At 72.3% G+C, this 20,432-nt stretch carries 18 protein-coding genes; 11 read left to right on the forward strand and 7 right to left on the reverse strand.

The genetic code is table 11. From position 1 onward, the window contains the following. Positions 1-18 precede the first annotated feature (18 nt). The 4 genes from JOF36_RS03345 to JOF36_RS03360 all read right to left on the reverse strand — a co-directional run bounded on the left by JOF36_RS03345 (position 19) and on the right by JOF36_RS03360 (position 3,374). On the reverse strand, positions 19-840 hold the full coding sequence (locus JOF36_RS03345; protein WP_210024960.1) for an ESX secretion-associated protein EspG: 822 nt from the start codon (positions 838-840) through the stop codon (positions 19-21). Then, complete coding sequence (locus JOF36_RS03350) at positions 837-2,312, reverse strand: hypothetical protein (protein ID WP_210024961.1); 1,476 nt, start codon at positions 2,310-2,312, stop codon at positions 837-839. The genes JOF36_RS03345 and JOF36_RS03350 overlap by 4 nt, the downstream gene beginning before the upstream one ends. Before the next feature lie 40 nt (positions 2,313-2,352). Next, entirely contained in the window at positions 2,353-2,742 is a 390-nt protein-coding gene (locus JOF36_RS03355; protein ID WP_245350657.1) for a hypothetical protein, read from the reverse strand. Positions 2,743-2,813: 71 nt separating this feature from the next. After that, positions 2,814-3,374, reverse strand: coding sequence for a DUF3558 family protein (locus JOF36_RS03360; RefSeq protein WP_210024962.1), 561 nt, complete (start codon positions 3,372-3,374; stop codon positions 2,814-2,816). A gap of 375 nt (positions 3,375-3,749) precedes the next feature. Between JOF36_RS03360 and dnaK the strand changes: the two genes are divergently transcribed. The 4 genes from dnaK to JOF36_RS03380 all read left to right on the forward strand — a co-directional run bounded on the left by dnaK (position 3,750) and on the right by JOF36_RS03380 (position 8,178). Continuing rightward, the gene (gene dnaK, locus JOF36_RS03365) at positions 3,750-5,624 is read left to right on the forward strand and encodes a molecular chaperone DnaK (RefSeq protein ID WP_210024963.1); all 1,875 of its coding nucleotides are present in this window, start codon (positions 3,750-3,752) and stop codon (positions 5,622-5,624) included. 35 nt (positions 5,625-5,659) lie between these two features. Beyond that, positions 5,660-6,379: a nucleotide exchange factor GrpE gene (gene grpE / locus JOF36_RS03370; protein WP_210024964.1), complete on the forward strand. Its 720-nt coding sequence runs from the start codon at positions 5,660-5,662 to the stop codon at positions 6,377-6,379. 84 nt (positions 6,380-6,463) lie between these two features. After that, complete coding sequence (gene dnaJ / locus JOF36_RS03375) at positions 6,464-7,702, forward strand: molecular chaperone DnaJ (protein ID WP_210024965.1); 1,239 nt, start codon at positions 6,464-6,466, stop codon at positions 7,700-7,702. A 44-nt stretch (positions 7,703-7,746) separates the two neighbouring features. After that, entirely contained in the window at positions 7,747-8,178 is a 432-nt protein-coding gene (locus tag JOF36_RS03380) for a heat shock protein transcriptional repressor HspR (protein ID WP_281072106.1), read from the forward strand. 84 nt (positions 8,179-8,262) lie between these two features. Here JOF36_RS03380 and JOF36_RS03385 read toward each other — a convergent pair whose 3' ends face one another. Continuing rightward, on the reverse strand, positions 8,263-8,871 hold the full coding sequence (locus JOF36_RS03385; RefSeq protein WP_307862192.1) for a TetR/AcrR family transcriptional regulator: 609 nt from the start codon (positions 8,869-8,871) through the stop codon (positions 8,263-8,265). Between the two features lie 66 nt (positions 8,872-8,937). Here JOF36_RS03385 and JOF36_RS03390 point away from each other — a divergent pair, with 66 nt between their 5' ends. Continuing rightward, positions 8,938-9,345, forward strand: coding sequence for a RidA family protein (locus JOF36_RS03390; protein ID WP_210024967.1), 408 nt, complete (start codon positions 8,938-8,940; stop codon positions 9,343-9,345). A gap of 62 nt (positions 9,346-9,407) precedes the next feature. Here JOF36_RS03390 and JOF36_RS03395 read toward each other — a convergent pair whose 3' ends face one another. Continuing rightward, the gene (locus tag JOF36_RS03395; protein ID WP_307862193.1) at positions 9,408-10,718 is read right to left on the reverse strand and encodes an MDR family MFS transporter; all 1,311 of its coding nucleotides are present in this window, start codon (positions 10,716-10,718) and stop codon (positions 9,408-9,410) included. 154 nt (positions 10,719-10,872) lie between these two features. Between JOF36_RS03395 and JOF36_RS03400 the strand changes: the two genes are divergently transcribed. The 4 genes from JOF36_RS03400 to JOF36_RS03415 are packed head-to-tail and all read left to right on the forward strand — an operon-like array spanning position 10,873 to position 15,095. Beyond that, positions 10,873-12,432 carry an ABC transporter substrate-binding protein gene (locus tag JOF36_RS03400; protein ID WP_210024968.1) on the forward strand — a complete coding sequence of 520 codons (1,560 nt, stop codon included), beginning with the start codon at positions 10,873-10,875 and terminating at the stop codon, positions 12,430-12,432. Next, on the forward strand, positions 12,429-13,370 hold the full coding sequence (locus tag JOF36_RS03405; protein ID WP_210024969.1) for an ABC transporter permease: 942 nt from the start codon (positions 12,429-12,431) through the stop codon (positions 13,368-13,370). The genes JOF36_RS03400 and JOF36_RS03405 overlap by 4 nt, the downstream gene beginning before the upstream one ends. Beyond that, a complete protein-coding gene (locus JOF36_RS03410) occupies positions 13,367-14,227 on the forward strand; it encodes an ABC transporter permease (RefSeq protein WP_210024970.1) in 861 nt (286 codons plus the stop codon). The genes JOF36_RS03405 and JOF36_RS03410 overlap by 4 nt, the downstream gene beginning before the upstream one ends. 58 nt (positions 14,228-14,285) lie before the next feature. Then, positions 14,286-15,095: a TauD/TfdA family dioxygenase gene (locus tag JOF36_RS03415; protein WP_210024971.1), complete on the forward strand. Its 810-nt coding sequence runs from the start codon at positions 14,286-14,288 to the stop codon at positions 15,093-15,095. Positions 15,096-15,137: 42 nt separating this feature from the next. Here the strand turns inward: JOF36_RS03415 and JOF36_RS03420 are convergent, their stop codons facing one another. Beyond that, a complete protein-coding gene (locus JOF36_RS03420) occupies positions 15,138-16,310 on the reverse strand; it encodes a globin domain-containing protein (protein ID WP_210024972.1) in 1,173 nt (390 codons plus the stop codon). A gap of 312 nt (positions 16,311-16,622) precedes the next feature. Here JOF36_RS03420 and JOF36_RS03425 point away from each other — a divergent pair, with 312 nt between their 5' ends. Together JOF36_RS03425 and clpB are read left to right on the forward strand one after the other, a co-directional pair. Continuing rightward, positions 16,623-17,438 (forward strand): pyridoxamine 5'-phosphate oxidase family protein, encoded by an 816-nt coding sequence (locus JOF36_RS03425; protein WP_307862194.1) that lies wholly within the window; start codon positions 16,623-16,625, stop codon positions 17,436-17,438. Between the two features lie 334 nt (positions 17,439-17,772). Further along, a complete protein-coding gene (gene clpB / locus JOF36_RS03430; RefSeq protein ID WP_210024974.1) occupies positions 17,773-20,400 on the forward strand; it encodes an ATP-dependent chaperone ClpB in 2,628 nt (875 codons plus the stop codon). Positions 20,401-20,432 lie beyond the last annotated feature (32 nt).

Here is a 20,432-nt window from a genome sequence, read left to right on the forward strand (position 1 = left end):
GCGTCGGCGGAGCAGCGCTCACCAGGTCCGCCGGGACCCGACCGGCACGCGGCGGCGCCGTGCGGCGTCGGCGAGGCGCTCCAGCTCGACGGTCAGGACGCCGGCGTCGGCCGGTCCCGCGTGGACGGTCGCACCGTCGGGGAGCGGCCCGCCGACGAGATCCGGAGTGGGACGCCGCTGGTAGTAGCAGCCGTCCGCCGTCGCGTGGACGAGCAGGACGGCCGGTGCCCGGCACGGGTCGGTGCCCCGGCGGCAGGCCCCGAGCTGGGCGATCCCGTCGACCCGGCTCATCCGCCGGACCAGGTCCGCCTCGGCCTCGGTGCAGCCACGACGCAGCAGCTCGATGACGAACCGGTCGGCGTCGCCACCGGCTACCCGCGCCGCGTCGGCAGGTGCCTCCACCGGGAGCCGCACCACCGGCCCCGGGCCGGGGACGACGTCGCCGAGCAGCTCCACCAGGGTGGCTGCCGCATGCTCGGGGCGGAGCCGCACCAGCGCGATCGCGTCGTCGATCCGGGTGGCGAGCACCGCCCGTCCGGCTCGGTGCCCGACCAGCGCGCGCTGCCGGTACGGCGGGGCGACGACCAGGTCGAACTGGAACTCCGGGGCGACGACGGTCCGCAGGTCGTCGACGAGGGAGGGGAGGAAGCCACCGTCGGCGAACAGGCCGCGCGACGCCGTCGACGCCGTCGCGCCTCGCACGACCCGGGCTCGTTCGACGTCGGTCGCCCCCGGGCTGAGCAGCTCCAGCACGGCCGGGTTCCGGCCGAGGTCGAGCAGGTCGCGGGCGACGTCGAACTCGGCGGCGGTGAGGACGGTGGCCCGGCTCCAGTCGATCATCGGTGGTCCTGTTCGGGTCCCAGGACGGCGTCGGTCGCGGTGATCTCGATGGCGAACACCTCGGCGCTGGGGACGACGTAACGGTTGCGGTGTTCCTGGGTCTCGCCCGGGGCGCCACCGCCCATCATCGGGCCGTAGCCGCCGGGAACCCCGGAGCCGCGGGCGGCGTCCGGAGGACGCCCGGCATGGACCGGGTCGGCAGGTCCGCCGCGTGAGCCGGGAACGCGGGGCTCGGTGCTCCAGGCACCCGTCCCCGCCCCTGCTCCTGCGCCCGCCCCGGTGCCGCGACCGCCCCATCCGCCCGGACTGCCCGGACCCCCCGGACTACGTGGACCGTCCGCGTCGCCCGGACCGCCGCGGCCGCCGGGGAACGAGGCCGGCGGGCGCAGCATCTGCTGCTGCCGTGCCTGGTCGGCGAACGTGCGGGCGAGCTCGTCGCGGGCCCGGAGGGCGCCCGGGCCGGGCACGGGCCCGAACGGCACCGCCGGGTGGCCGGGGCGTTCCGGATACGCAGGCCGATCGGGAGCAGGTATGACCGGGCCGGACGTGCGATCCGGACCCATGCCGGTGGGCCCCGACTCCTGCGGCGCGGTGGCCAGTGGCCGGGGCGCGCCGTGGTCCGCCGGGCGGTCACGGTCCCAGTTCGACCCGCCGCCCGGACCGGCCGACGACCCCGCGCCCCGCTCGTCACCAGGGGATATGCCGGGCTGCGGCCCGAGTCGATCGCCGGCTCGGTCGTTCTGGGGCGGAGTGCCCGGTCCACCGGGTGTCACCGGCGCCGTGGCCCCCGCTCCGGAGCCACCGGATCCAGGGCCACCCGGCCCTGAACCACCACCCGGCCCCGAGCTGCCCGGTCCGGAGCCACCCGGAACCGGGTCGCCCGGGCCGCCCATCCGGTGGCCGGCGGTGTCCGGGACCTGACCGGGTGTGCCCGGCTGCGGCCCGGCGGGCCCGCCGGCGGACGGGCCCGGCGGGGGCGCGGTGCCGGTCGTGAACCGGTCGTCGGTCGCGGCGGTCTCGGTGGCGTACTGCTGCAGTGCGCGGTTGGCGACCTCGTCGTTGGCCTGGTTGTGCTCGGCGATCGTGACGTGGTCGGTCCCGTTGCCCCACGCCGTGTGCCACACCTCGCCGGCGTGGTCACCGAACCGTTGGATCCAGCTGAAGTCATCGGGATTCACGTAGACGATCTGCCTGCGCATCGCCTCGAACGAACGGCCGTGGTCGAGCATGCGGTCGGCGCCGTTCTGCGCGATCGTCCCGGAGTCGGCGACGCCTTCCGCGGTCGTCGTCAGGGACTTCTGCGCCGCGTCGGCGGCCGGGCCCTGCCAGGAGATGCCCAGCTCCGCGGTGCCGTGATCGGTGACGCCCCGGGTGTCGTGCAGGGACCTGCTGAGATTCGCCAGGCCCTCCGAGACCTGCTCGGCGGCACTCATTCCGGGCTGGCCGTTCACCCAGCCGAACTTCGTGGCCATGTCGTAGTTTTCGAATGCGTGACAACGCGGGATGATCACGTCAGCCCTGCCATCCTTCGGGCATTGGCCTGCTGGCTTCTGGTGTCGGAGATGAGCGGAGCGACGTTTCGATCTGATCTTCCGTGAAGCCGTACTGTCGAGCCGCTTCGTGAAGGCGAGTGGCAGCTTCACGGATCTCGTTGCAATGTGCGGTATGTGTGGCGATGATGGCCATCACCTTGGGCTGGAACAGGCGTTTCGCGTCCTCGGACACAGGATCGTCCGCACATCTCGGGATGTCGTTCATCCAGGCTGCGTGCCCGAGAGCGGTCAGCATGGTCTCGGATTGCTCCTGGAGCACTCTGTGTACGGCGAGCACGTTACCGGCATTCACCTGGGTCATGAGACTGTCCGATGCCGATCCTCGGGGTAGGGATGCGTCGATGGTCATGGAAGCGAAGCTAGGCCGAGGGTCGCCTCCACTTGTCCAATTGGGTGGACACGTTCGCAATCGCGAATCGGTCAGGCCTGCGCGGTGACCGAATGCAGGACTGCCCTGGCGACTTCTGCAGCGCGCGGACAGATGAGGTCGGAGTCACGCGGCCGTCCGTCGTCGCCGTACAGCACGGACTGGGCCTGAACCCTGATGGAGCGAGCCTCGTCGGCGTCAATGACCAGCTGGCAGATGGGCGTTGTGTCGTGGAGGCTCGTCGCTTCGACGGCGCCGAAGCCGGAGACCTCGGTGAGGCGGGTGCCCTCTGCCCCCACGGACTCTTCGGCGCTCAGTGGCAGCGTCTGAACGGTGAAGTTGTAGCCGGTGGTGAAGTCACTCCATGCGCATCCGCGAGAGGGTGCCGGAGTGAGGGTGTATTCAGGTGACTGTCCCTGGGACAGGCCGAGAGTGCGGCGTTGCTCATCGCTGAGAGTGCTGCACGGGTCGATGAGATCCACGTTGATCGAGACAGGCCGTTCGGGGAACGGACTCGCCTGGTCCGCGCCACCGCCCCCGCACCCCGCGAGCACGACCACGCCGACGGCCGATGCGAGCAGGACGGGTGTGCGACGCCTGACCGGTCGTGCCACGTGATCCTCCGCATGCCGGCGAACGAACCCCACGCTAACCCGCCACTGCCCCCGTCCGGTCGCGTTCGGCAGATCCTTACCGACCTCGCAGACGAAGCCGTGACCTCGCACGAGTTGCTGCTGTTGCGAGGTGCGCGAGACCTGTCCGACGTCGTGTCCGAGGTGGCAGTCCGACGGGGCGCGCGGCGGCCGCCGTCGGATGGGCCGGGAAGTTGAGTCCGGTGGGAACAACTCTGGTGGAGTGTCCGTTGGACCGGGTGAGAGCTAGTTGAGCAGGGCCCGCTCAAGGGCGGTGCACACGGCGCTCGCCGGCCTGGTACAACTTGAGCCGGACACACTCATACACATAGTCAACGCTCAACGGAGGCAGTCACCATGGCTCGTACGGTCGGTATCGACCTCGGGACCACCAACTCCGTCGTCGCCGTCCTCGAGGGTGGCGAGCCGACGGTGATCGCGAACTCGGAGGGTGCCCGCACCACTCCGTCGGTCGTCGCGTTCGCCCGCAACGGCGAGGTCTTGACCGGACAGTCGGCCAAGAACCAGGCCGTCACGAACTCCGACCGCACGTTCCGTTCGGTCAAGCGCCACATCGGCACGGACTGGACGACGTCGGACATCGACGGCAAGACCTACCACGCGCAGGAGATCAGCGCGCGTGTGCTGCAGAAGCTCAAGCGCGATGCCGAGGCCTACCTGGGCGACGAGGTCACCGACGCCGTCATCACCGTCCCGGCGTACTTCGAGGACGCGCAGCGGCAGTCCACCAAGGAGGCCGGCCAGATCGCCGGTCTGAACGTGCTCCGGATCGTCAACGAGCCCACCGCGGCCGCACTGGCCTACGGCCTGGACAAGGGCGAGAAGGAGCAGACCATCCTGGTCTTCGACCTGGGTGGTGGCACGTTCGACGTGTCGTTGCTGGAGATCGCCGAGGGTGTCGTCGAGGTCAAGGCGACCAACGGTGACAACCACCTCGGTGGCGACGACTGGGACGAGCGGATCGTCACCTGGCTCGTCGACAAGTTCAAGTCCGGGCAGGGCATCGACCTGACCAAGGACAAGATGGCGATGCAGCGGCTCCGCGAGGCCGCCGAGAAGGCGAAGATCGAGCTGTCCAGCTCGACCTCGACCAGCATCAACCTGCCGTACATCACGGTCGACTCCGACAAGAACCCGCTGTTCCTCGACGAGACGCTGTCCCGCGCGGAGTTCCAGCGGATCACCCAGGACCTCCTGGACCGGACCCGCCAGCCGTTCAACCAGGTCGTCAAGGACGCCGGGATCGCGCTGAACCAGATCGACCACGTCGTGCTCGTGGGTGGCTCCACCCGGATGCCCGCGGTCACCGAGCTCGTCAAGGAGCTGACCGGCGGCAAGGAGCCCAACAAGGGCGTCAACCCGGACGAGGTCGTCGCCGCCGGTGCCGCCCTGCAGGCCGGTGTGCTGCGCGGTGAGGTCAAGGACGTCCTGCTGCTGGACGTCACCCCGCTGTCCCTCGGCATCGAGACCAAGGGCGGCGTCATGACCAAGCTGATCGAGAAGAACACCACGATCCCGACCAAGCGCTCGGAGATCTTCTCCACCGCGGACGACAACCAGCCGTCGGTGCAGATCCAGGTCTTCCAGGGTGAGCGCGAGATCGCCGCGTACAACAAGAAGCTCGGCATGTTCGAGCTGACCGGCATCGCGCCGGCGCCGCGCGGCGTCCCGCAGATCGAGGTCTCGTTCGACATCGACGCCAACGGCATCGTCAACGTGTCCGCCAAGGACATGGGCACCGGAAAGAGCCAGGAGATGACGATCACCGGCGGGTCGGCGCTGTCGAAGGACGACATCGACCGCATGGTCAAGGAGGCCGAGGCGCACGCGGACGAGGACGCGAAGCGCCGCGAGGAGGCCGAGACCCGCAACCAGGCGGAGACGCTCGTCTACCAGACGGAGAAGTTCGTCAAGGAGAACGACGAAAAGCTCCCGGCCGACGTCAAGGACTCGGTGAACGCCGCACTGGGCGAGACCCAGGAGGCGCTCAAGGGCACCGACCACGAGGCGCTCAAGACCTCGATGGAGAAGCTGGCCACCGAGTCCCAGAAGATGGGCTCGGCCCTGTACGCGCAGCCCGGCGCCGAGGGGGCCGAGGGCGCGGCCGGTGCTGCCGGTGCGTCCGATGCGTCCGGTGCCGCCGGTGAGCAGCAGGACGACGTGGTCGACGCCGAGATCGTGGACGACGACAAGGACAAGGGCGACAAGTGACGGCTGACGGCCATCCAGGAGACGGGACGGTCGACATGGCAGACGAGAAGCAGCAGGACGAGCCCGTGACCTTCCGGGACCGCCGCAAGGTCGACCCGGAGACGGGTGAGGCCCGGGTGGGCGTGGACGCCACCACGCCCGGGGACGCCACCGGGTCCGGGGTCGCCGAGGAAGCGACCCCGGCCCCGGCGGGCACCGACCCGGTCGCCGGCCCGGCCGACGGGGTCGACCCGGAGGTCGAGAAGCTCACCGCCGAGGTCGCCGAGCGCACCGCGGATCTGCAGCGGGTCACCGCCGAGTACGCGAACTACCGGCGCCGGGCGGACCGGGACCGTGAGCAGACGCAGCTCGCGGCAAAGGTCTCGTTCGTCACCGACCTGCTCACCGTGCTCGACGACTTCGAGCGCGCGGAGCAGCACGGTGACCTGACGGGACCGTTCAAGTCGGCGGCCGACAAGGTCACCGGCGTGGTCACCAGGCTCGGACTGGAGGCCTTCGGGGCCGAGGGCGAGCCGTTCGACCCGCAGCTGCACGAGGCGGTGCAGCACGAGCCGGCCGAGGGCTCCGGCCCGACGGTCACCGTGCTGGCCACCGTGCTGCGCCGTGGGTACCGGATCTCCGACCGGATCCTGCGGCCGGCGATGGTGACCGTGCTGGAGCGGCCGGAGGACGAGGCCCCGGGCCCGGCAGCGGACGAGCCGGAGGGATCCGGCGAGAACGTCTCCGGCGAGAACGGGCCCGCCGACCCGGCCTGACCGAGAACGGGACGTAGCCGTGCGGTGCGGCGGACTGCGTGAGCGCAGCCGCCGCACCGCCGGCATGGACGGGAAGGAGGCGGAGTGACCCAGCGCGACTGGATCGAGAAGGATTACTACCGCGAGCTGGGCGTCTCCTCGACGGCGTCCCAGGACGAGATCAAGAAGGCCTACCGGAAGCTCGCCCGCGAGCTGCACCCGGACGCCAACCCCGGTGACGACAAGGCCGAGGCCCGGTTCAAAGCGGTCTCCGAGGCCTACGGCGTCCTCGGCGACGAGGCCAAGCGCAAGGAGTACGACGAGACCCGCGCGATGTTCGCGGGTGGCGGCGGTGGCTTCGGCGGCTTCGGGACCGGTGGCGGCGGCTTCCCCGGCGGTGGCGGTTTCCCGGGCGGCGCAGGTGGCGCGGGCGGCTCCGGTGGGTTCGACGTCAACGACCTGTTCGGACAGGCCGGACGGTCCGGTGGCTCCGGCGACTTCAGCGACATCCTCGGCGACATCTTCGGCCGGGCGGCCCGCAACAGTGGTGGTGGCGGTGGCTACGGCCCCACCGGTGCGCGGCGCGGTCAGGACGTCGAGAGCAGTCTGACCATCTCCTTCGAGGACGCCGTGCGGGGTGCCACCGTCCCCGTCACCCTGTCCTCGCCCGGCCGGTGCGAACGCTGCGGCGGAACCGGTTCCCGGCCCGGCAGCACCCCGCGCACCTGCTCCACCTGCAACGGTGCGGGCCTGGTGAGCCGCAGCCAGGGTGCGTTCTCGTTCTCCGAGCCGTGCCGCGACTGCCGTGGCACCGGCCGGATCATCGACGACCCCTGCCCCGAGTGCCGCGGCGACGGGGTGTCCACCCGGACCCGGTCGCTGTCGGTCCGGGTACCGGCCGGGGTCGACAGCGGGCAGAAGGTCCGGCTCACCGGCCAGGGCGAACCCGGTCGCGGCGGAGCGCCCGCCGGTGACCTGTACGTCACCGTGAGCGTCACCCCGCACAAGGTCTTCGGCCGGTCGAAGAAGAACCCCGACGACCTGACGATCACCGTTCCGGTGACCTTCCCCGAACTCGCCCTGGGTGCGACCCTGACGGTGCCCACGCTGGACGGCACCGTCTCGTTGAAGATCCCGGCAGGGACCTCCAGCGGCCGGACCTTCCGGGTCGCCCGGCGCGGGGTCGAACGGAAGAACGGCAAGACGGGCAACCTGCTGGTCACCGTCGAGGTGGCGGTGCCGCAGAAGCTGGACCAGGCAGCGACCGACGCGCTGCAGGCGTACACCGAGGCGACGAAGTCGTTCGACCCGCGAGGCGACCTGCTCGGCAACGCCAGGAGGTGATTGCGGTGGCCGGACGACCTTCGGACGGCACGGGGCGCGACCGGATGCCGATCGACGCCGGGAACATGGACGTCGGGCACGACAGCCCGGTGTTCGTCATCTCGGTGGCCGCGCAGCTCTCCGGCCTGCACGCCCAGACCCTGCGGAGCTATGACCGGCTCGGCCTGGTCAGCCCCGGCCGGGCGGCCGGCGGTGGGCGCCGCTACTCGCAACGTGACATCGCGTTGCTCCGTGAGGTTCAGCGGCTCTCCCAGGAGGAGGGGGTCAGCCTCGCCGGGGTGAAGCGGATCATCGAGCTGGAACAGCTGGTCGACGAGCTGCAGGACCGGCTGGCGGAGACGACAGCCGAACTCGACGCGGTCCGGGCCGCCGCCGCCCAGGCCACCGCCGCGGTGCACCGCTCCTACCGGCGCGACCTGGTCCCGGTGGACCGGCGGCAGGCCGTCGTCCGGTGGCGGCCGGCCCGGCCGGAGTAGCCGGCCGACGGACCACCGGGCACGCCCGGCCCGGCCGGAGTATCCGGTCCAGCCGGAATCACCAGCTCAGCCGGAGTAACCGGGTCAGCCGGCCCGCCCGGCGGCCACCGAGCGGCGGCACCGTTCGGGATCGTCACCGGCGTCGACGAACAGCGCGACCGCGAGCACGTCGCTCTCGGCGCGGGCCGCGTCGGCGGGGATCACGCCGCCGGTCACGAGCATCATCAGGCCGTGCCCCGACGCCCACCAGCGCAACGCCACCCGGGCGGGATCGACGTCGGCGCGGAACCGGCCGGCCTCCCGTGCCCGGCGGGCGGCGCCGATCAGCGCGCCGAACGCGTCGTCCGCGACCGCGGGGTCGTCCAGGTCGGCCGCGGCGTCGAACATGACGCGGTACAGATCCGGATCCGCCAGCGCGTTCTCGGTGTAGGCGACGCCGAGTGCCGACAGATCGCGCACCGGGTCGTCGGTGATCTCCACGCTCGCGATCCGGGACGACAACCGCGCGAACCCCTCCTGGCGGACCGCGCGCCACAACCCGGGCATCCCGTCGAAATGCGTGTACACCGCCATCGTCGACACCCCGGTGCCGGCGACCACGCTGCGCAGGCTGACCGGCTCGCGCCTGCCCAGCATCGCGGCGGCGCGCTCGATGAGCATCGTCCGGACGGCGGCGGGTGCGGTACGGGGCACTTGCCCAGGATACATAGCGCTGCTATACCTATGTTCCATAGCGCTGCCATGGAACGAGGAGACGTCATGCCGATCGAACTGTCGAACCCGCCCGGACTCCCGCAGCCCGACCACTACCGCCAGGTCGCGGTGGCGACCGGATCCCGGACGGTCTACGTCGCCGGGCAGGTCGCCCGCACGGCGGACGGAACACCGGTCGGGCCCGGAGATCTCGCCGCACAGGTGGAGCAGGCCTACGTCAACGTCGGCACAGCCCTGGCCGGAGTCGGTGGCAGCTTCGACGACGTCGCCAAGCTGACGATCTACCTGGTGGACCTGGACCCGTCGAAACTCGAGGCGCTCGGCGAGGGTGTCGGCCGGGCGACGGCTCGGCTCGGCCTCGACCTGATCAAACCGGTGACGCTGCTCGGCGTCGCCGCGCTGGGCGAGCCGGATCTCCTCGTCGAGGTGGAGGCCGTCGCCGTCCTGCCGTGACGAGGCCGGCGGGTCGTGCCGAGGCCGGCGGGGCCTGACGACGCCGGCGGGCGCGGGACGGGTCAGGCGGTCGCGGGCGCCGGAACCAGCCCGCCCCGCCGGGCCAGCAGCCCGAGCACCACGGCCCCGGCCAGCGGTACCGCCGCCAGCACCAGGAACGGCACCGCAGGTGGGAACGCGGGGTCGAGCAGCGCGCCGACGCCCGTCGATCCGATCAGCACCATCAGCCCGCCGAACGAGGCGAGCACCCCGAAGTGGGCGCCGAGCCGCCGTTCTCCCGCCAGCCTCGGGACCAGGTCCTGCGCGACCGGGACCGCGAACATCTCGCCGAAGGTCAGCAGCAGCACCATCGTGACCGCCGGGGCCAGCGCCCACCACCCCGGAAGGTCCGGCAGCAGGCGGGCCACCGCGACCACCACGAACGACGCGGCCATCAGACAGAAGCCGAGCACCACCGCGCGTCCGACGCCGAGCCGCCGGGACCATCCCGTCACCCGCAGCTGCAGCGTGATGACCAGCACGGACATCATCATGAAGAGGAAGCCGAGCGCCGCCGTCCGGTCGATGCGCTCCAGCTCGGCGGGCAACGCCAGGTAGAGCTGGTTGTAGGTGAGCAGCCATCCCGAGTAGCCGGCCGCGAAGATCATGAACCGACGGTTCCCGAGCACATCGCCCCAGCCGGCCAGGATCGGGTGCCCGGCCTGGTCCGCCGTCCGCAGCGGCAGCCAGCGCCAGTGCGCGATCCCGACCAGGACGAATCCGAACGCCGCCACCAGGCAGGCGCTGCGGAAGTCGACGAGCAGCAGCGCCGTCCCGACCAGTGGGCCGGTGACCGTCCCGACCTGGCCTGCGACGGCGAACATCGCGAACACCTCGGTCCGGGCCGGTCCCTCGCCCGCCCGCTCGCGCACGCCGGCCTCGCGGGCGAGCGAGGACTCCACCGCCGGGGAGAACAGCGCCGCGGCGAACCCGGTGAGCAGTGCACCGCCGATCACGGCCGGCAGCGTCCCGGCGGCGCCCAGCAGGATGAACCCGATCACTCGCAGGGCGCAGCCGACCAGCACGACCGGCTTGGCTCCGTAGCGATCGGTCAGCGCGCCGCCGACGACGAACAGGCCCTGCTGGCTGAACGTCCGCAGCCCCAGCACCAGCCCGACGGCCGCCGCGGCGAGCCCGAGATCCTCCGCGAGGTGCGTCGCCAGGTACGGGAGCACCATGTAGAAGCCCACGTTGAAGGCCAACTGCGTCGAGATCAGCAGTTTCATGACCGGGGGCAGGGCACCGAACCGGGCCCAGCGACCCGTGCGCGGCGCGGCGGGCGGACGCGGATCCGACTCGGGGTCGGCCGGTCGGCGGAGCAGGCTGCGGAGCACCAGGAAGTGTTACCAGTTCATGTGTTGCAGCCGCGACTCGATGGCAGTAAGCACATATGCGCACTGACGCACTTGCTTGACCAGTTGCTCACTCTTTCCGAGGATCTTCCGGGCGCCGGGTGACATCCCGTCGAGGCGCCGGAGAGGAATCCCCATGCCCGCCGAACCGGCTGCCGTGGCTCGACACCGTCGTCCCCGCTTCCGCATCGCCGCCGCCCTCGCGGCGAGCGCGGCGGTCCTCGTCGCCTGCGGCGGGCCCGACGCCGGGACCGGCCAGGTCGTCCCGGACGCGCAGATCACCCTCGCCATGGCGTTCGGGCCCGCCGCCGGCTACGCGATCGACACCGACGACGCGTTCGTGCTCTCGCAGCTGGGGGTGACCGAGTCGCTCGTCGCGTCCGGCCCGGACGGCCAGGCACGCCCCGCGCTGGCCACGGCCTGGGAGCAACAGGCCGACCCGAGGGTCTGGCGGTTCGAGCTGCGGCCGGGCGTGAGGTTCCAGAACGGTGAGCCGCTCACCGGCGAGGCCGTCGCGACGGCGCTGAACCGGCTGGCCGGTACCGAGGCACCGCCGCGCGCGATCAGGGGCATCGGGCTGAACGTCGCCGCCGACGGCGCGGCCGCCGTCCGCGTCACGACCACGGAGCCCGACCCGATCCTGCCGCTGCGCCTGAGCGGCGCGAACACCGGGATCCTCGCCCCCTCGGCGTACGCGTCCACCCCGCCGGCGGTGCAGGGCACCGGCACCGGTCCCATGACGATCACCGAGCTGAACGGCACCCAGTCGGCGACGCTGCAGCGTAACGACACCTACTGGGGTGAGCGGCCGCTGCTCGCCGGGGTGACCGCGAACTTCGTTCCGGACCCGTCCGCCCGTGCGCTGGCCCTGCGTGCCGGTGACGCCGACATCGCGCAGGAGCTCCCCGAGGCGGCCGCGCTGGAGTTCACCGGCGACCAGTACGTCAACGAGACCGTCGCCGCGCCGCGGACGGCGTCACTGCTGCTCAACCAGTCGCGCGCCCCGTTCGCCGACATCCGGGTGCGCCGGGCCGTCGCCGCCGCGATCGACCGCACGGCACTCGGGGAACAGGCGCTCGCCGGTTCCGCGGTCCCGGCCTCGGAGCTGTTCGGCCCGGCGGTGACCTGGGGGTCGCAGGACGCCCCGCCGCCGGCCGACCCGGCCCGCGCCCGCCAGCTGCTCGAGGAGGCGGGCTTCGGCCCGGGCAACCCGTTGCGGGTGGAGCTCGGCACCTACCCCAACCGGCCGGAGCTGCCGACCCTGGCGACCGCGATCCAGGAGATGCTGCGCGCCGCCGGGATCGAGGCGACCATCCGGGTCGGGGACTACGACGCCCGTGAGCCCGAGCTGCTGGCCGGCGACTACGACATGTACCTCGCCTCCCGCAGCTACCTGCTCGACGTGCCGGACGCGGGCGCGACGCTGCAGAGCGACTACAGCTGCGCCGGCTCGTACAACATCAACCGGTACTGCTCACCCGAGTTCGACGCGCTGCTCGCACCGCTCGCCACCCGGACCGACCCGGCCGCCCGACAGGAGGTCTTCCGGCAGGCCGCCGCGAAGCTGACCGCGGACGTCGTCGGTGTTCCGCTGGTGCACACCCGCGCGAACGGGGTGGGCGACCAGGTCACCGGCTACACGGTCGACCCGCTGGCGAAGACGCTCGTCGTACCCGGGCTGGCGAAGACGGGGTGACGGCGCTCCTGCTCCGGCGCCTGCTGGCCCTGCCGCTGGTCGTCGTGGCCGCGGCCGTGCTGGTGTTCCTGCTGCCCCGGGTCTCCGGTCAGGACACGGCGCTGTCGATCCTGCGCAGCCGTACCGGCGAGGCCGACCCGGACCCGGCCGTCCTCGCCGCGCTGCGCGAGCAGTTCGGTCTCGACGGCAGCTGGTGGGACCAGTTCACCGCCTGGGGCGGCGCACTGCTCACCGGCGACCTCGGGATCTCCTACGCCGCCCGGACCCCGGTCGCCGATCTGCTCTGGCCGGCACTGGGGGTCTCGTTGACGCTGACGGTCGCCGCGCTCGTCGTCGCCGGGCTCGCCGGCATCCCGGCCGGTGTGCACGCCGCCCGCCGGCCGGGCGGACCACTCGACCGCACGCTGACCGCCGGGTCGGTGCTCGGGGTCGCGGTGCCCGAGTTCGTACTCGGCACGGTGCTCGTGCTGACGTTCGCGGTGGCCATCCCGGTGCTGCCTGCGACCGGCTGGGGGACGGCCGCGCAGGCGGTGCTCCCGGTCCTCACTCTCGCCGCGTTCCCGGCCGCTCTCGCCGCCCAGCTGGTGCGGGCCGAGACCATGGACGTCCTCGGGCGGGCGCACGTGACCGTCGCCCGGTCGAAGGGGCTGTCGGACCGCGTCGTGCTCTGGCGGCACGGCGGACGGCTCGCGCTGACCTCGGTGACGTCGATGTCCGGGCTGCTGCTGGGCGGGCTGCTGGGCGGCTCGGTCGTCGTCGAGGTGCTCTTCGCGGTTCCCGGCCTCGGCCGCCTGCTCTACGACGCCGTGCTCGGCCAGGACCTGCCGGTGATCCAGGCCGGGCTGCTCGTGATCATCGTGCTGGCCGCGCTGGCGGGCATCGTCGCCGAGCTGGTCGCGCTGGCGCTCGATCCGGTCGCCCGGAGTGCGGTCCGATGAGCGCCGAGGTGGTCGCCGAGCACGGGTACGCCGCCCGCGGGTGGACCCGGCGGATGCAGCGCCCGTTGCAGATCGGTGCGGTCGCGCTGCTGGGCGTGCTCGTGCTCCTCGCGCTGCTACCGTTCGACCCCACCACGAACGACCTGTCCCAGCGTTTCGCCGGACCGTCGCTCGAACACCCGCTCGGCACCGACCAGCTCGGCCGGGACCTGCTCGCCCGGCTCGCGGCCGGGGCGCGGATCTCGGTCGGGTTCACCCTGGTCGCGCTGGCGGTCTGCGCGGTGACCGGGACGCTCCTCGGGGTGCTGGCGGGCTGGGTGGGGCGCGCGGTCGGGCAGCTGTTCCAGCGGGTGATCGACGTCCTCGTCGCGATCCCGGCGATCCTGATCGGCCTGATCGTCGTCGCCGCATCGGGTGGCGCACCGGGGCTCGGGTCGCTGCTGCTGGCGATCGTCGTCACGGGCTGGACCCCGTTCGCCCGGCTCACCCACCAGCTCGTGGTGCGGGAGCGGTCCCGTGAGTACGTCGAGGGTGCACTCGCGATCGGGGCCGGCCCGGCCCGGATCGCGTTCCGGCACGTACTGCCGAACCTGAGCAGGCCACTGCTGTCGCACCTGTGCCTGCGGTTCGCGAACGTCCTGCTCACGGTGGCCGGACTGTCGTTCCTCGGGCTCGGCCCGCAGCCCCCGACACCGGAGTGGGGCGCGATGCTCGCCGAGGGGCGCCAGTTCATGTTCAACGCGCCGCAGCTCGTGGTGCTGCCCGCCGTGGCCGTCGTCGGGACGGCCCTGGTGGTGACCGGGATCGGCCGGGCGCTCGAACGCCGTCGGTCGACCGGACCGACCGGGCAGTTCTGACATCGCTTCGTTCCTGCCAGACTTGTGCGGATACGTAGACGATGCAGGAGGACGTGACGTGGCGCAGACCGGTGCGGACGGACGACGGCGGGGCGAGGCCCGACCCGAGCTGAAGGGGCTGGTGGACGAGACCGGGGTGGTGCCGCGCACGGCGTCGCTCGACGCCGCCCGGACCGTGCTGGCCGAGGACGGCGTGGTGCGGATCCCGGACGTCGGGAACGACCCGGAGGTGCTGGTCGTCGCGGCGGCACACCTGCTCGGCGGGCGGTTGCGGGAGCTGTTCGGGATCCGGCCGCAGGGCGGCACCGACTCGCCCGTCCTCGGTCTGCACAACGACGGCGCCTATCTCGAGGGCGACGTCCACGGGCGGACCGTGCGGCTGCGTGACCCCGACGAGGACTTCCTGCTGATGCACTGCTCGGTACCGGCGCCGTCCGGCGGGGACTCGGTCCTCGTCGACGGCTACGCGCTCGTCGATCGGCTTGCCGTCGACCACCCGGACCTGCACGCGTTCCTGACCGGAGCCGACACCGACTTCTTCGGCGCCCGGGTGAACCCGCCGCGGGGCGTACCGGACACCCCGTTGCTGCGCCGGATGGTCGAGTACACCCGGGGCGGGCGGCGCACGGTGCGGGCCAGCGACTATGCGCTGCCGGTACCCCGGGTGCCGGAGTGGGACGAGCACCTGGACCGCATCGAGGAGTACGCGGACCTGCTCGCGACGGCGTTCGACGCGGCACCGCGGTTCCGGCTGGAGGCCGGTGACCTGCTGGTCCTGGACAACTACCGCTTCCTGCACGGCCGGGACGCCTTCAGCGGCTCCCGCACCCTGCACGTGCTGTCGGTCCGGACGACGGAGGCCTTCTAGGCCCTTGGGTGGTTGTCGCGGTGCGAGCCGCGACAACCACGCCTAGTCCATGGTGAACGGGTCGTAGGTGATCCGATCCAGCGGAGTACCGGCCACCAGCATCCGCGACACCGTCGAACGGATCATCGCCGGCGAGCCGCACACCAGCGCGTCGTGGTCGCTCCACGCGCCGAAGCGGGTCACGACGTCGGCCAGGGTTCCGACCTCGGCGCCGGACGGCTCGTCCTCGTGCTCGACCACCGGGATGACGTCCAGCCACGGGTAGCTGTACGAGAGCTTGCGCAGCGAGGCGAAGTCGTAGAGGTCCTCCCAGGTGCGCCCGCCGACGAAGACCTGGGTGCGCGGCGGACGTGGCCGCTGGCGCACTTCGTCGAGCAGCGCCTTCATCGGCGCGACGCCGGTACCGCCTGCGACCATCAGCAGCTCGCGGTCGCTGCCCTGCGGGACGGCCATCCGGCCCATCGGCGGGCCGACCCGCCAGGTCTCGCCGACCTGGCTGTGCGCGACGATCGCCCGGCTCACCCAGCCGTTCTCGACCGCGCGGACGTGGAACTCGATCGTCCCGTCGTGGCGCGGGGCGTTCGCCGGGGACAGGTAGCGCCACAGTCGCGGGCGGTGCGGTGTCTCGACCGAGACGTACTGACCGGCCTGGTAGGGCACCGGCTGGTCGGTCGCGACGGTGACGACGGCGATGTCCCAGCCGATCCGCCGGTGGTCGACCACCCGGCCCAGCCACGACGCCGGGCCGCGCTCGGCGGCGGCGGCCCGCTGCATGGCGTCGGCGACGATGCCGTAGGCCCCGGTCCAGGCCTTCTCGACGTCCGGGGTCCAGTTCCGGCCGGAGTAGGCGGCGATGGCCGAGAACAGCGCGTGCCCGACCGCGTCGTAGTGCTGGGACAGGACACCGAACTTGCGATGGTCGCGGCCGAGCTGCTGCAGGAACGGAGCCAGGTCGTCCGGCTGGTCGATCATCTGCACGACGTGCACGAGCGCGCGGAGCAGCCGGCTGCGCTGCACCTCCATGTTGACCGGGAACAGGTCGCGGGTCTCCGGGGCGCGGCTGAACAGCGTCGCGTAGAAGACCTTGCCGACCTCGTCGATGTTCGGCTCGACGACCGCGAAACTGGACCGGAGGATTTCGACGGTCCGGCCCGCCTCCGAAGCGGGGCGTCGCGGCGGGGCGACGTCGCCGGCGATCAGCTGATCAGCAGACATGCCTGGCGGACACTCTCCTCGGTCGTGCTCCGTGCCGCGGTGATACCGAGCGTCAACGCCCGATCACCGCCGGTTAGGGTACGCGAGCTACTCCGCCCGGCCGAACGGCATACGGCGATCAGCCCACTGAGCGGTAGTGAGCGGATACGCATGGTCACGGATCATCCGTTCGGGGACGGGGACACTCGTCATGGCGTGGGGGGCGCCGCGCCAAGGATAGCGCCCATCCGCCGGAATGCCGACGTGGCGGTGCGGCAGCGGAGGTCCCGTGCTCGTTTGGTCCTCGGCGTCCCGGATGGCACGGTGTCGTGCGTGCCTCTCCGTACCCCCGTCCCGGTGCTCCCCGGTCGGGAGCGTCCCGTCGCCGACCCGGGCGTCGTCGAGCCCTCCGGGGCCGCGCCCGCCGAGACCGGATCCGCCGAGATCGCGCCGGACGCGCTCGACCGGCCCGGATCCGCGGGCGAGCACGTACTCCAGGAGCAGATCGGCAGTACCGGGCGTGCGGACCGCTTCTACGGCGACCAGCTGCGCGACCGCCTGCTGCCCCGGATGATCGAGTTCATCGGGCGGATGGAGATGGCGTTCATCGCCACGTCCGACGGGCACGGCGAGTGCGACAACTCGCTGCGCGCCGGGCCGCCCGGGTTCCTGGAGGTCATCGACGAGCACACGCTGGCCTACCCCGAGTACCGCGGCAACGGTGTCTACGCCAGCCTCGGCAACCTCGTCGAGAACCCGCACGTCGGCCTGCTCATGGTCGACTTCACCGAGTCGCTGATCGGGCTGCACGTGAACGGCCGCGCCCGGATCCTGGACGACGACGCGTTCCGGGCCACGTTCCCAGGCCACACCCGGGACGGGGCCTCCGGTAGGCGCGCGGAGCGCTGGGTGGTCGTCGAAGTCGAGGAGGCCTACATCCACTGCCGCAAGCACATCCCGCGGATGGAGCGGGTGACACAGCGGCGGGCGTGGGGTACCGACGACCCGGCGCGCAAGGGCGGCGACTTCTTCGGGGCGAAGGGCACCCCGCAGCGCGCCCCGCGGCCTCCGCGCCGGCGGTTCCCGAGCACCACGCACCTGGGCGCCGGTGCCTCCCGCACCTTGCGCAGCCGCCCGCATTCCCACTGACGGGCGGCCCGTCTCCCGGCGTCATCTCGGACGCCGGCCTCCCGGCCCGCCACGCGCCCGGTCCGACGCGTCCGAGGCCGTCCCGGCGCCGCCGGGCGCACGCGCGCGCATCCATCTCGCACCCGGCCGGCGCGTGACTCGAACCCGGCCGGCGCGTGCCGGAGGGGCCGCGTCGACGCGCGTCGCGGAAATCTCGCCCTGAGCGGAACAGACTCAACTTTCCTGCCGTTGTAGGTGTCGAGAGGCGCACCGGCCGGGCACACTGTGGAACAGGGCCGGGAGCCGCTCCCCACCCAGCGACCACGAGCGTGAAGGACCGGGAGGACCGCGGAGCATGGACTCCTTCAACCCCACCACCCGTACACAGCAGGCCGTCTCCGCAGCCGTCCAGGCCGCGACGCTGGCCGGCAACCCCGACGTCGGCCCGACCCACCTGCTCGGAGCCCTGCTCGCCCAGGGCGACGGCATCGCCGCACCGCTGCTCACCGCCGTCGGCGCGGACGCCGGCACCGTCCGCCAGGACGTGACGGCGCTCGGGAACCGGCTGCCGTCGGCGTCCGGGTCGTCGGTGAGCGCGCCCCAGCTGTCCCGCGACGCCCTCGCGGCGATCACCGCGGCCCAGCAGCTCGCCACCGAGATGGGCGACGAGTACGTCTCCACCGAGCACCTGCTGGTCGGCCTCGCCGACCGCGGCGGCCCGGTGGCCCAGCTGCTGCAGCGCCACGGCGCCACGCCGGACGCGCTGCGCGAGGCGTTCGCCAAGGTCCGGGGCTCCGCCCGGGTGTCGAGCCCCGATCCCGAGGGCAGCTACCAGGCCCTGGAGAAGTACGGCCAGGACCTGACGGCGCGGGCCCGCGAGGGCGCGCTCGACCCGGTCATCGGCCGGGACACCGAGATCCGCCGGGTCGTGCAGGTGCTGTCGCGGCGGACGAAGAACAACCCGGTGCTGATCGGCGAGCCGGGCGTCGGCAAGACCGCGATCGTCGAGGGCCTCGCCCAGCGGATCGTGGCGGGCGACGTGCCCGAGTCGCTGCGCAACAAGCGGGTCATCGCGCTCGACCTGGGGTCGATGGTGGCCGGCGCGAAGTACCGCGGCGAGTTCGAGGAGCGGCTCAAGGCGGTCCTCACCGAGATCACCGACTCGGCGGGCGAGGTCATCACGTTCATCGACGAGCTGCACACGATCGTCGGTGCGGGCGCGTCCGGTGAGGGCGCGATGGACGCCGGCAACATGATCAAGCCGATGCTCGCCCGCGGTGAGCTGCGGATGGTCGGTGCCACCACGCTCGACGAGTACCGCAGGCACATCGAGAAGGACGCCGCGCTGGAGCGCCGGTTCCAGCAGGTGCTGGTGGGCGAGCCGAGCGTCGAGGACGCCGTCGGGATCCTGCGCGGGCTCAAGGAGCGCTACGAGGTGCACCACGGCGTCCGGATCACCGACGCCGCGCTGGTCGCCGCGGCCACGCTCTCGGACCGATACATCACCGCGCGGTTCCTCCCGGACAAGGCCATCGACCTGGTCGACGAGGCCGCGTCCCGGCTCCGGATGGAGCTCGACTCGCGCCCGGTGGAGATCGACACCGTGGAGCGGGCCGTGCGCCGGCTGGAGATCGAGGAGATGGCGCTCGAGAAGGAGTCGGACGCCGCCTCGAAGGACCGCCTCGTCGCGCTGCGCGCCGAGCTGGCCGAGCAGCGTGAGGCGCTCACCGCGTTGTCGGCGCGCTGGCAGGCGGAGAAGGGCGCCATCGAGTCGACCCGCGAGCTCAAGGAGCAGCTCGAGCAGCTGCGCGGCGAGTCCGAGCGGGCCGAACGCGACGGCGACCTGGGTCGCGCCGCGGAGCTGCGCTACGGCCGCATCCCGCAGCTGGAGAAGGAGCTGGAGTCGAAGACGGCGTCGGTGGAGCAGCAGAGTGCGGGCGCCCTCATGCTCAAGGAGGAGGTCGGTCCGGACGACGTCGCCGACGTCGTCAGCTCCTGGACCGGCATCCCCGCCGGCCGGATGCTGGAGGGCGAGACCGCCAAGCTGCTCCGGATGGAGGACGAGCTGGGGCACCGGGTCGTCGGCCAGGCCGAGGCCGTCCGCGCCGTGTCCGACGCGGTCCGGCGCGCCCGCGCCGGGATCGCCGACGAGAACCGGCCGACCGGGTCGTTCCTGTTCCTCGGCCCGACCGGCGTCGGCAAGACCGAGCTGGCCAAGGCGCTGGCCGAGTTCCTGTTCGACGATGAGCGGGCGATGGTCCGCATCGACATGAGCGAGTACTCCGAGAAGCACTCGGTGGCCCGCCTGGTCGGTGCCCCACCCGGCTATGTCGGCTATGACCAGGGTGGTCAGCTCACCGAGGCGGTGCGGCGACGTCCGTACACGATCGTGCTGCTGGACGAGGTGGAGAAGGCCCACCCGGACGTCTTCGACACGCTGCTGCAGGTGCTCGACGACGGCCGGCTCACCGACGGTCAGGGCCGCACGGTGGACTTCCGCAACACGTTGCTCGTGCTGACGTCCAATCTCGGCAGCCAGGCGATCACCGACCAGGCGCTCGACGAGCAGGGCCGGACGGACGCGATCATGTCCGTGGTCCGGACGCACTTCAAGCCGGAGTTCCTCAACCGGCTCGACGACGTCGTGGTCTTCCACGCGCTGTCGACCGACGAGCTGACCCACATCGTCGACATCCAGGTCGGTGTGCTCGGCGCGCGGCTCGCCCGGCGACGGCTGACCCTCGAGATCAGCGACGCGGCCCGCGAGTGGCTAGCCATGAACGGGTTCGACCCGGTCTTCGGTGCGCGCCCGCTGCGCCGGCTGGTGCAGTCCTCGATCGGTGACCAGCTCGCCCGCGAGCTGCTCTCCGGAGAGGTGCGTGAGGGCGACACCGTCCGGGTCGACCTGGACCCGGCGGCCGCCGGCGGGACCGGTTCGCTGGTCGTCGGGAAGGCCCAGGAGCCGGTCACGATCGCGAACTGATCCCGGCCTCCGGCCGTGGGCCGGGGCGGCCG

Origin of the sequence: Pseudonocardia parietis (assembly GCF_017876315.1) — a bacterium.
GTDB classification, from domain to species: domain Bacteria; phylum Actinomycetota; class Actinomycetes; order Mycobacteriales; family Pseudonocardiaceae; genus Pseudonocardia; species Pseudonocardia parietis.